This is a genomic window from Streptomyces sp. NP-1717 (assembly GCF_022695985.1).
In the GTDB taxonomy this organism is placed as follows: Bacteria; Actinomycetota; Actinomycetes; order Streptomycetales; family Streptomycetaceae; genus Streptomyces.
The window spans coordinates 44,101-55,483 of sequence record NZ_JAAPBF010000028.1; the positions used below are offsets into that span (position 1 = coordinate 44,101).

Annotated in this window: 9 protein-coding genes; 6 read left to right on the top strand and 3 right to left on the bottom strand. The window is 70.2% G+C overall.

The features are described from left to right. Positions 1 to 205 precede the first annotated feature (205 nt). Positions 206 to 751 (top strand): hypothetical protein, encoded by a 546-nt coding sequence (locus tag GXP76_RS09160; RefSeq protein ID WP_242570937.1) that lies wholly within the window; start codon positions 206 to 208, stop codon positions 749 to 751. On the opposite strand, the gene GXP76_RS09165 is transcribed toward GXP76_RS09160, so the two are convergent. Together GXP76_RS09165 and GXP76_RS09170 are read right to left on the bottom strand one after the other, a co-directional pair. Then, a complete protein-coding gene (locus GXP76_RS09165; protein ID WP_242570947.1) occupies positions 706 to 1,677 on the bottom strand; it encodes an ABC transporter ATP-binding protein in 972 nt (323 codons plus the stop codon). The genes GXP76_RS09160 and GXP76_RS09165 overlap by 46 nt on opposite strands. A gap of 150 nt (positions 1,678 to 1,827) precedes the next feature. Next, the gene (locus tag GXP76_RS09170) at positions 1,828 to 3,108 is read right to left on the bottom strand and encodes an NYN domain-containing protein (protein WP_242570938.1); all 1,281 of its coding nucleotides are present in this window, start codon (positions 3,106 to 3,108) and stop codon (positions 1,828 to 1,830) included. 236 nt (positions 3,109 to 3,344) lie between these two features. On the opposite strand from GXP76_RS09170, the gene GXP76_RS09175 reads away from it, so the two are divergent. Beyond that, entirely contained in the window at positions 3,345 to 3,521 is a 177-nt protein-coding gene (locus GXP76_RS09175; RefSeq protein ID WP_242570939.1) for a hypothetical protein, read from the top strand. 97 nt (positions 3,522 to 3,618) lie between these two features. Here the strand turns inward: GXP76_RS09175 and dnaE are convergent, their stop codons facing one another. Beyond that, positions 3,619 to 7,164 carry a DNA polymerase III subunit alpha gene (gene dnaE / locus GXP76_RS09180; protein WP_242570940.1) on the bottom strand — a complete coding sequence of 1,182 codons (3,546 nt, stop codon included), beginning with the start codon at positions 7,162 to 7,164 and terminating at the stop codon, positions 3,619 to 3,621. A gap of 272 nt (positions 7,165 to 7,436) precedes the next feature. On the opposite strand from dnaE, the gene GXP76_RS09185 reads away from it, so the two are divergent. The 4 genes from GXP76_RS09185 to GXP76_RS09200 all read left to right on the top strand — a co-directional run. Further along, positions 7,437 to 8,771 (top strand): DUF2252 domain-containing protein, encoded by a 1,335-nt coding sequence (locus GXP76_RS09185; protein ID WP_242570941.1) that lies wholly within the window; start codon positions 7,437 to 7,439, stop codon positions 8,769 to 8,771. 99 nt (positions 8,772 to 8,870) lie between these two features. After that, positions 8,871 to 9,563 (top strand): hypothetical protein, encoded by a 693-nt coding sequence (locus GXP76_RS09190; protein ID WP_242570942.1) that lies wholly within the window; start codon positions 8,871 to 8,873, stop codon positions 9,561 to 9,563. 105 nt (positions 9,564 to 9,668) lie between these two features. Further along, positions 9,669 to 10,484, top strand: a complete 816-nt coding sequence (locus tag GXP76_RS09195) for a DsbA family protein (RefSeq protein ID WP_242570943.1) — start codon at positions 9,669 to 9,671, stop codon at positions 10,482 to 10,484. Positions 10,485 to 10,561: 77 nt separating this feature from the next. Further along, a partial coding sequence (locus GXP76_RS09200; RefSeq protein ID WP_242570944.1) for a serine/threonine-protein kinase occupies positions 10,562 to 11,383 on the top strand: 822 nt, incomplete at its 3' end.

Genomic DNA, 11,383 nt, shown 5'->3' on the forward strand with positions numbered 1-11,383 from the left:
GGATGCGGGCGCGGCCCATCGGGTACGACGCCAACCGGGACCAGCGTGTCATACACCCCGAACGCGCCGAACTCCCCCTGGGCACAGGACTCTCACCGGCACCGACGCCAGCGGGAAGACCACCCCGGAGGGGCGCGGCAACGCGACGCGGTTCAACGACACCGGCGCGCGCCCACAGGGCCACGACGGGCGCCGGGACGGCGGCGTGAGCCGCAAGACCGGAACCGACGGCCGCAACCGCGCGACACGGCTCAACGACCCCGGCACGAGCGCGGACACCGTCGCCGACGGACGCGGCAACGCGACGCGGCTCAACGACACCCGTACAAGCCCGCGCAGCCACGACGGGCGCCGGGACGGCGGCGTGAGCCGCAGGACCGGAACCGACAGGCGCAACCGCGCGACACGGCTCAACGACCCCGGCACGAGCCGGCACGGCAACGACGACAGACACCACAACGCCGACGCGAGCGCCATCGCCGCCGGACGCAGCTACGACGGCAGCCCCGACGACACCGGCGCGAGCGCGAAAACCGGCATCGGCGGGGGCAACCGCGCGGCACCCGGCAGCCGTGCATCCCCCGGGAGACGGCCCCACTGCCCGCGCCGGGGCGGCGGCGCGGGCCCCGGGGGCGAGCGGGCCGGGCCTCGGAGCCGTAAAGCCGAAGTGGGCCGCCACGGGCCCGCACGCGGCCACGGCGGCGGTCACGCCTTCACCAGCCCCGGCACCTGCCCGCCGAGCGCCAGGTAGACGTCCTCCAGGCTCGGCGTGGCCAGCGTGAAGTCGTCCAGTGCGGCGAAGGCCGCTCCGCCCGTCACCGCCGCGACGGCCGCGCGCGCCTCGTCGGGGGCCAGCCGCAGTACCCACCGGCGGCCCGACTCCTGCGCGGATCCGCGCAGCGCGGCGACCTCCGGGACGTCGAGCGGGGCGCGTTCGCGCCAGACGAGTTCCAGCCGGACTTCGCCGGCGACCTGCTCCTTCAGGCCGGACGGGGTGTCGCAGGCGATGACCTTGCCCCGGTCCAGCACGGCGACCCGGTCGAGGACCGTCTCAGCCTCGATGACGTTGTGGGTGACGAGCAGCACCGTCGTCCCGCGGTCGGCCCGGCGCCGGTCCACCGCCGCCCAGACGGCGCGCCTGGCGACCGGGTCCATGCCGGTGGTGGGCTCGTCCAGGACGAGTACGGGCCGCTCCCCCACCAGCGTGGCCGCGAAGCAGGCCATCCGCCGCTGGCCGCCGGAGAGCTTCTTCAGAGGACGGCCGGCGAGCTCCGCGAGACCGAGTTCGTCGAGGACGGCGTCGCGCTCCGCGCGCGCCTCGCGCAGGCCGAGCCCGCGCAGCCGGCCCGTGGTCTCGGCGGCGAGGCCGACCGTCAACTCGTCGAGCGCGGTGGACTCCTGGCCCAGATAGCCGATGAGCCGGGAGGCGCGCTCGGGGTGCCGGACCAGATCGTGTCCGAGGACGTCGACGCTGCCGGAGTCGGGCCGCATCAGTCCGGTGAGCTGGCGTACGAGAGTGGACTTGCCCGCACCGTTGGGCCCGAGCAGGCCGAAGATCTCACCGCGCCGGACGTCCAGGGAGATGCCGTCGGTGGCACGCACCTCGGGTGTGGCCGGGGCTCCACGCCTGCCGCGCGCGGCGGGGTACGTCTTGACCAGTTCCCGCACCGCGCACACCGTACTCACAAGCGACGAGCCTACGGGGTCGGCCCGCCCGGAACCCTCCGGGGGCCCAGGACAGCCCCAGGGGCCACGACCGTCACCGGTCGCGGCACGGCTCCGCCAGGGCCGGCCAGGACCGGCCCAGCCTGGTCCGGCCCGCAGGACCTAATCCGTCGTGGACGGGCGGTCCGCCGCCGCCCGCACGTCGATCTCGCGCCAGAAGCCCGCCCTGATCGCGTACCGGTCGTGCTCGTCGATCTGGTCGTCCTTGTGCGCCAGCAGTCCGAAGCGGGCCGCGTACCTCAGCACCTCGCCGTCGATCCGGTGCGGGATCCGCGGATACATCGTCGACAGCTTCTGCACATAGCTCGCCTCGGGCAGCCGCTCCATCCACCGCCGGGCGAAGACCTGGCCGACCTCGAAGGGGTCGCCGCCGACCGTCGTGATGTCCTCCTCACGGTCCGCCCAGCGCTGCTCGGCGCTGGTGAGCTGCGCGAGCGTGGGCAGTGACGCCGTCTCCGGCGACTCCCCGAGCTGGCCGCCGCCCGTACGCTCGACCCAGCCCCGGTCGGAGGACCAGCGCAGCGTCGCGTTCGCCGGCGGGGACGAGGGCGCCGCTTGCGGTCCGGGCGCGCGCAGGGCGGCCAGATCCTTGGGGGTGGGGACACCCTTGCCGCCGGGCGGCGCGGGATGCGCCACCTCGGGACCGTGCTCGTGCCCCGGCGCGTGCTCGGGGGCGGGCGGCGCCGTCCCGTTGCGCGCGGACGTGGCCTGTGCCTCGGCCGCCCGCTCGGCGGACGCGGCGAGCGCCGACTCGGGCAGCGGCGCGGAGAGGATGGCCGCGATCTCGGGCCGGGGCACCGGCGGCGGCGCGCAGACTCCGCCGAAGTCCTTGGCGCGTACGGCCTTGGTGATCCAGGCCCGGTCGAGCACCCGGCGTTCGTCGGCCTCGGCCACCAGGTCCTCGGACTGGTTGTAGTCGCCGTCCGCCGCCTGCACCGCCCACAGATGCACGGCGACGCCGTGTTCCTTGGCGGACATCAGGCCGGGCAGCAGATCGCCGTCACCGGTCACCAGGACCACGTCCGAGCAGGCGCGGTTCCTGGCCAGCTCCGTGAGTTCGGCGTGCATCGCCGCGTCGACGCCCTTCTGCGCCCAGCGCCCGTCGCTCCGGGTCAGGGCGCCGAGCCGGACGGTGACACGTGACATGACGCGCAGCCGCCGGTGTTCGGGCTGCGGCACCCGGTCGGGGGCACCGTCGAACCAGTAGATACGGAGCAGCGGCTGCTCCGTGTCGGCCTCGGCGCGTTCCCGGAGACCCTGGATGAGGGCGGCGTGGTCGACGGTGATGCGTGAGCGGGCCGGTTCTCCGGCGAGGAGGCTCGCGGCGGCGCCCAGCAGATAACCGGCGTCCACCAGGACGACGCAGCGGTCCACGTGTTCCACCCTCTTTCGGGAACGTCGGGATCGGAAGTCATGACGGGTTTCCTTCGAGTCTGCCCGACCGCAACAGGCTTAACGGCCGGAACTGGATCATCGGCGTGGCGTACCCCTCAGGGCTACCCCCAGGAAGGGCGTAACTATGGTCCGTTACACACAGCGATGATCCAAAATGCGGTGAGTCACGGCATATGTGAATCTGGTCGCGGCCCTGGCCCCAACATCCTTCAGGAGGCAGCACCATGGCCAAGAACAAGAACCGTGACCGCGGCAAGCAGCAGGACCGTTCGGGCGCCGAGCACCGCCCGGAGCACTCCTCGTCCTCCTCCACGGACGCCAAGGCCGAGCAGATACAGGAGCGGGTCACGCCGTCGGACGTCCCTCACAAGGGGCGTGAGAAGCGTTTCGGCCACAACTGACGCGGCCGGCCGCACATGACGAGAGGGGCACGCCCGGTCTCCCGGGTGTGCCCCTCTGGTCTGTGCCGATCCGTTGGTCCGTGCCGGTGCCCGCCGGCTATCCGGCCAGGCAGGACGGCCCGAGCAGCACCTTCAAGTCGCCGAAGAGCGCCGGGTCGGGCTGGACCCGGTGCCGGTCGAGCCGCAGGACCGTGGTCTTGCGCGCGCCCTGGAGTTTGATCCGTACCTCGGAGTTGCCCCGGTGGTGGCTGAGGATCTCACCGAGCCTGCTGACCATGGGCGGGGTGAGCTTCACGGTCGGGATGGTGATGGTGACCGGCGCGTTGGTCCCGGCGGACGACAGGTCGGGGACCTGGAGTTCCATCGCGACGAGGCGCGGGATGTCCTCGCGCTTGTCGAGACGGCCCTTGACGAAGACGACGGTGTCCTCGACCAGTTGGGTGGAGACCAGCTGGTACGTCGCGGGGAAGAACATGCACTCGATCGAGCCCGCCAGGTCCTCCACGGTGGCGATCGCCCACGCGTTGCCCTGCTTGGTCATCTTCCTCTGGAGCCCGGAGATGATGCCGCCGATCGTCACCACCGCGCCGTCCGCGTGCTCACCGCCGGTGAGCTGGGAGATCGCCGCGTCCGACTTGTCGGAGAGCACGTGCTCGATACCGAAGAGAGGGTGGTCGGAGACGTAGAGACCGAGCATCTCCCGCTCCTGCGCGAGCAGATACGACTTGTCCCACTCGATGTCGGAGAATTCCACGTCGAGCCCGAAGCCCGGCTCGGAGGAGGCGTCGTCACCGTCGCCCATGCCGCCGAAGAGGTCGAACTGCCCCTCCGCCTCCTTGCGCTTGACCTGCACCACGTTGTCGATCATCGGCTCGTGGTGGGCGACCAGCCCCTTGCGCGTGTGGCCCATCTCGTCGAACGCGCCCGCCTTGATGAGCGATTCGACGGTGCGCTTGTTGCAGACGACCGCCTCGACCTTGTCGAGGAAGTCGGGGAACGTGGCGTACTTCCCCTTCGCCTTGCGCGACCGGATGATCGAATCCACCACGTTCGTACCGACGTTGCGCACCGCCGTCAGCCCGAACAGGATCACGTCGTCGCCCTGCGCCGCGAAATTCGCCACCGACTCGTTCACGTTCGGCGGCAGCACCTTGATGCCCATACGACGGCACTCGTTGAGGTAGACCGCCGACTTGTCCTTGTCGTCCTTCACCGAGGTCAGCAGCGCCGCCATGTACTCGGCGGGGTAGTTCGCCTTGAGGTAGGCGGTCCAGTAGGTGACGAGACCGTACGCGGAGGAGTGCGCCTTGTTGAACGCGTATCCGGCGAACGGGACCAGCACGTCCCACAGCGCCTTGATGGCCTCGTCCGAGTAGTTGTTCTTCTTGGCACCGGCCTGGAACAGGACGAAGTTCTTCGCCAGTTCGTCGGCCTTCTTCTTGCCCATCACGCGGCGGAGGATGTCCGCCTCGCCGAGTGAGTAACCGGCGATGATCTGCGCGGCCTTCTGCACCTGCTCCTGGTACACGATCAGGCCGTGGGTGAGACCGAGGACCTCCTTGAGAGGCTCCTCCAGCTCCGGGTGGATCGGCGTGATCTCCTGCTGCCCGTTCTTGCGCAGCGCGTAGTTCGTGTGCGAGTTCATGCCCATCGGGCCCGGCCGGTACAGGGCCGACACGGCGGAGATGTCCTCGAAGTTGTCGGGCTTCATCAGGCGCAGCAGCGAACGCATCGGGCCGCCGTCGAACTGGAAGACGCCGAGCGTGTCACCCCGGCAGAGCAGTTCGTACGTCTTCGGGTCGTCCAGCGGCAGGGACAGCATCTCCAGGTCGATGCCCTTGTTGGCCTTCACCATCTTGACGGCGTCGTCCATGATGGTGAGATTCCGCAGACCCAGGAAGTCCATCTTCAGCAGGCCGAGCGACTCGCACTGCGGATAGTCCCACTGCGTGATGGTGACGCCGTCGGTGTGCCTGACCCAGACCGGCACATGGTCGGTGATCGTCTCGCTGGACATGATCACGCCGGCCGCGTGCACACCCATCTGCCGCACCAGGCCCTCGACACCCTTCGCGGTGTCGATGACCTTCTTCACGTCCGCTTCGTTCTCGTACATCCCCCGGATCTCGCCCGCCTCGCTGTAGCGCGGGTGCTTGGGGTCGGTGATGCCGTTGAGGTCGATGCCCTTGCCGAGGACGTCGGCCGGCATCGCCTTGGTGAGCCGGTCACCCATCGCGTACGGGTAACCGAGCACCCGCGCCGAGTCCTTGATGGCGTTCTTCGCCTTGATCTTTCCGTAGGTGCCGATCATGGCGACCTTGTCGGCGCCGTACTTCTCGGTCACGTACCGGATGACCTCACCGCGCCGGCGCTCGTCGAAGTCGATGTCGACGTCCGGCATGGAGATGCGCTCGGGGTTGAGGAACCGCTCGAAGATCAGGCCGTGTTCGATGGGGTCGAGGTCGGTGATGCCCATCGCGTACGAGACGATCGAGCCGGCCGCGGACCCCCGGCCGGGGCCGACTGCGATGCCGTTGTTCTTGGCCCACATGATGAAGTCCGCGACGACCAGGAAGTATCCCGGGAACCCCATGTCGATGATGATGCCCATCTCGTACTCGACCTGCTTGAGACGGTCTTCCGGGATGCCGTTCGGGAAACGCCTGGCCATTCCCCGCATGGTCTCCTCGCGGAACCAGGTGACCTCGGTGAAGCCGTCGGGGATGTCGAACTTCGGCATCAGGTTCCGCTCCTGGAACCAGCCCTCCGTATCGATCTGCTGGGCGACCAGAAGGGTGTTCGCGCACCCCTCCTGCCACGCGTCCGACGAATCGACCGCGTACATCTCGTCCGTCGACTTCAGGTAATAACCCGTGCCGTCGAACCGGAACCGGTCGGGATCGGAAAGATTCTTGCCCGTCTGGATACAGAGCAGCGCGTCGTGCGCCGTCGCCTCGTTCGCGTACGTGTAGTGCGAGTCGTTCGTCACCAGCGGCGGGATGCCCAGCTTCTTCCCCACCTCCAGCAGACCGTCCCGCACCCGGCGCTCGATCTCGATCCCGTGGTCCATCAGCTCCAGGAAATAACGGTCCTTGCCGAAGATGTCCTGGTAGTCAGAGGCCGCCTGCATCGCCTCGTCGAACTGGCCCAGCCGCAGCCGCGTCTGCAGCTCACCCGACGGGCACCCCGTCGACGCGATCAGACCCTCCGACCACTTCGCGATCGTCTCCCGGTCCATCCGCGGCCACTTCGTGAGCCACCCCTCCGCGTACGCGTCCGACGACAGCCGGAACAGGTTGTGCAGCCCCGTCTTGTTCGCCGCCCAGATCGTCTTGTGCGTGTAACCGCCCGAACCCGAGACGTCGTCACGCTTCTGGTGCGGCTGCCCCCACTGGACCTTCCGCTTGTTGCGCCGCGACTCCGGCGCCACGTACGCCTCGATACCGATGATCGGCGTCACGTCCGCCTTCTTCGCCTGGTGGAAGAAGTCGTACGCACCATGCAGATTCCCATGGTCCGTCATCGCGATATGGGACATCCCCATCTCATTGCACGCCTTGAACATGTCCCCCAACCGCGCCGCACCGTCCAGCAGCGAGTACTGGGTGTGGACATGCAGGTGCGTGAACGGCGGCTTGGTCACGGCTGAGGCCTCCAGCGAAACGAGCGGACGAGCGAGGGGTGCCCTGGGGGGGACAGCGTCGAAGTCTACGACCGCCCACCGACAATCGGAGCGAGGTCCGGAGGTGTCCCGGCCACCCCGGTCCGGGGTGTACGAACCTGCCGGTCGACGAGCGCGGGACGGGCACGCACCGGTACGTTCGTGCGTTGCGAGTACTGACGGCGCCGTCGGCCCCCGGTGGGTGGCGTGTCAGTCCGTCCGCCCTTTCCGTCATGCCCCAGGAGGCACCACCCATGTCGGTCCCGCGCCCGGTCGAAGCCGCTGACCAGCAGCGAGGGGAGGAGATCCTCGCCGTGTTCGGCACCGCCTTCGGCGAGTTGCTCGCCGCCGACCCGGCGGCCTTCCAGGTCAAATTCCGCAAGATGGCCGCCTCCGCCTTCGCCTTCTACCGAGGCACCGCCTGCCTGTTCTACAGCGACCTGGAGCGGGAGCAGCACGGCGGGCCGTATCTGGACGAGCGCACCGGCCGGGTCTGGATCCACGGTGATCTCCACGCCGAGAACTTCGGCACGTACATGGACGCGAACGGCCGGCTGATCTTCAACGTCAACGACTTCGACGAGGCCTATGTAGGACCCTTCACCTGGGACCTCAAGCGCCTCGCCGCCTCGCTGGCGCTGATCGGCTACACGAAGGCCCTCAGCGACGAGCAGATCAGCGAGCTGGTCCGGATCTACGCCGCCGCCTACCGTGAGCGGATCCACGCGCTGGCCACGGGCGCCAAGAACGACGAGGTGCCGCCGTTCACGCTGGACACGGCCGACGGCCCGCTCCTGGACGCGCTGCGCGACGCCCGCTCGCTGACCCGCTTCGCGCTGCTCGACTCGATGACCGAGATCCGTGAGTTCGAGCGCCGCTTCGCGCCCGGCGGCGGTTCGATCGAGCTGGACGCGGCGACCCGCTACAAGGTCCTCGCGGCCTTCGACGGCTATCTGGAGACCCTGCCGGAGTCCAGCCTGACCCGGCCCGACTCCTACCGGGTGAAGGACGTGGTGGGGCGGCGCGGCATCGGCATCGGTTCGGCCGGCCTGCCCTCGTACAACATCCTGCTGGAGGGCAACAGCGACGCCCTGGAGAACGACGTCGTGATCTATCTCAAGCAGGCGCAGACCCCCGCCGTCTCCCGGCACATCACAGACGAGCGGGTGCGCGGCTACTTCCAGCACGAGGGCCACCGCACGGTCATCTCGCAGCGCGCGCTCCAGGCGCACGCCGACCCGTGGCTCGGCTGGACCGAGCTGGACGGCGCGGGCCAGCTGGTCGCCGAGGTCTCCCCGTACGCGGTGGACCTCGACTGGTCGGACCTCGACGACCCGGCCGAGATCGCCGCGGTCGTCGCCGACCTCGGCCGGGCGACGGCCACGATGCACGGCGCGGCGGACGACGAGAGCGGGCACTCGCTGGTGCCCTTCTCCACGGAGCGGGCCATCGACGCGGCGATCGCCACCGACGAGGAGGGCTTCCCCGAGCTGCTGGTGGAGTTCGCCCACAGCTACGGGGCGCGGGCCCGCGCGGACCACCAGATCTTCGTGGACCTCTTCCGCAACGGCCGGCTCGGCGGCAACTGACCTCGCCCGATCCGGCCCCCGCCGGACCGGCTTGATCCGACCCCCGGCCACGGGGACCTTAAGGACCCCTTACAGGCTCCCGTGGCACACTCGGCGACGATGGACATATCAGCGGCACGGCTCAGGGCGCTGCGGGCGGCATTGTTCACGGCACTGGCCGTGACGCTGTCCGCCGGTTCCCATGTGCTCCTGTCGCAGGCCCCGCTGCCGCTGTCCGTCGTCGCCGTCCTGTGCGCCGTCGTGTTCCCCGTCTCCTACGCCCTCGCGGGCCGCGAGCGGGGCTTCTGGCGCATAGCGGCCCTGCTCGTCCCGCTCGAACTGGCCGCGGACACGATCTTCACCACCGGCCAGACCGTGTGTTACGGCCCCGCGGGCGGGCCCGTCGCGGGCTCGCTGCGCTCCGTCGGCTTCGACGTCCTGTGCGGCGGCAGCTTCGGCTCCCCGCTGCCCGGTGTCTCCTCGGTCGCCCCGCCCGAGAGCGCGGCGGCCACCCTGCTCGGCTCCCCCGACCCGGCGCTCCCGTGGCTGCTTCTCGCCACGCATGTCGCGATCGGTCTGCTCGCCGCGCTCTGGCTGCGCCGGGGCGAGGCCGCGCTGGCGCGCGTGGTGGGCGCGGTCGCCGGATTCGCCTTCCGGCGGTTGCTCGTCGCGGTCGCCGTGGCCGGCACGGTCCGCCGTACCGTACGGCGCCTCCCGCGCCCCACCGGCCTCCCGCGCGCCTCCCGTACACGCCTGTTCACACACTCCGTCGGACGACGGGGACCACCGCGCTCGGCCCTTCTCCCGGCCTGAGTACGACGTCGGCGGCCGCTTCCGGCCGCCTTCGGTCCCCCGCGCGGCGGCGCGCTCGCATCCGCGCCCGCGCGTCCCGTTCGACCCCACACGGAGTGACCCACCATGAGCGCACGCAACAGCAACGCCAACAAGGCCGCCGCCCGCGAGCGGCTGCGCGAGGAGCGCGAGCGGCAGGCGAAGAAGGACCGGGCCCGCCGCCAGGTCGTCGTCGCCGGATCCACCGTCGCGATCCTCGCGATCGCCGGCGGTGTCGGCTTCGCCGTCGTCCAGGCGAACAAGCCCTCGCACTGGGAGGCGGCCAAGGACGTGAAGTCCGTCACCGCCCCGAAGAACACCTCGGGCGCGAACGGCACGACCGTCGTGATCGGCAAGCCCGAGGCGAAGAAGACCCTGGAGCTGTACGAGGACTCCCGCTGCCCGATCTGCGCGACCTTCGAGCAGAAGGTCGGCGCCACGATCCAGCAGGACGTCGACGCGGGCAAGTACAAGATCAAGTACATCGGCGCCACGTTCATCGACAACTCGGACAACGGCGAGGGCTCGAAGAACGCGCTGTCCGCGCTGGGCGCCGCGCTCGACGTGAGCCCCGAGGCGTTCACGGAGTACAAGACCGCGCTCTACTCGGCGCAGCACCACCCGAGCGAGAGCGACGACAAGTTCGCCGACGACGGCGCCCTGCTCAAGATCGCCGACTCGGTGGACGCACTCAAGGGGAACGCCGAGTTCAAGAAGAACGTCGAGAACGGCACGTTCGACGCCTGGGCGATGAAGATGTCCGCCACGTTCGACAACAGCAGTGTGCAGGGCACCCCGACGCTCCGGATGGACGGGAAGACGGTCACGGCGGAGGGCAGCGACAACGCCCCGCAGACGGTGCCGGAGTTCGAGGCGGCGATCGCCAAGGCGCTCGCGGGGTGACGCCACGGGGTCACCGCGGGGCAACCGGGAGGTAACAGCGTACGGGCCGGCCCGTGTCGGCCCGTACGCTGATCCATATGACCGGGGGCACGGAGAACAGGATCATCGACGGGCGTTTCGAGCTGCTGGAGCGGCTCGGCAGCGGCGGTATGGGCACGGTGTGGCGGGCACGCGACGCCGTGCTCCACCGCGAGGTGGCGCTGAAGGAAGTCAGGTCCCCGGACGCCGCGACGGCCGCCGCCACACCCCGCACCGGACATGTGCTGCGCGAGCGGGTCCTGCGCGAGGCACGGGCGCTGGCGAGGATCAGCCATCCGCATGTGGTGACGATCCATCACATCGTCGACGTGGGGCCGCATCCGTGGATCGTCATGGAACTGCTGCCCGGCGACACGCTCCAGGACAGGCTCGCGCGGGGCGCCCTGACCCCCGTGGAGGCGGCCGGGATCGGCCGCCAGGTGCTGTCCGCGCTGCGGGCCGCCCACGCCGTCGGCATCCAGCACCGCGACGTGAAACCGTCCAACGTCATGCTGCGCGCCGACGGCGGCGCGGTCCTCACGGACTTCGGGATCGCCGCCCTGCAGGGCTCGACCTCGCTCACGGCGACCGGCGAACTGGTCGGCTCGCCCGAGTACTTCGCCCCGGAGCGCATCCGGGGCCACGACGACGACCCGGCGTCCGACCTGTGGTCGCTGGGCGTGATGCTGTACATCTGTGTGGAGGGCGTCAGCCCGCTGCGCCGCGCCACGACACTGGCGACGCTCGCCGCCGTACTGGACGAACCCCTCCCGCCGCCCGTACGGTCCGGGCCGCTCACCTCCGTACTGAACGCGCTGCTGGTACGCGAGCCGGCGGCGCGGCCCGACGCCGCCGACCTGGACCGGATGCTGGCCCAGGTG

Coding starts and splice junctions, on each gene's coding strand:
- GXP76_RS09190 (WP_242570942.1), top strand. CDS start 8,871: ATGGACATATCAGCGGCACGGCTCAGGGCGCTGCGGGCGGCATTGTTC.
- GXP76_RS09175 (WP_242570939.1), top strand. CDS start 3,345: ATGGCCAAGAACAAGAACCGTGACCGCGGCAAGCAGCAGGACCGTTCG.
- GXP76_RS09185 (WP_242570941.1), top strand. CDS start 7,437: ATGTCGGTCCCGCGCCCGGTCGAAGCCGCTGACCAGCAGCGAGGGGAG.
- GXP76_RS09195 (WP_242570943.1), top strand. CDS start 9,669: ATGAGCGCACGCAACAGCAACGCCAACAAGGCCGCCGCCCGCGAGCGG.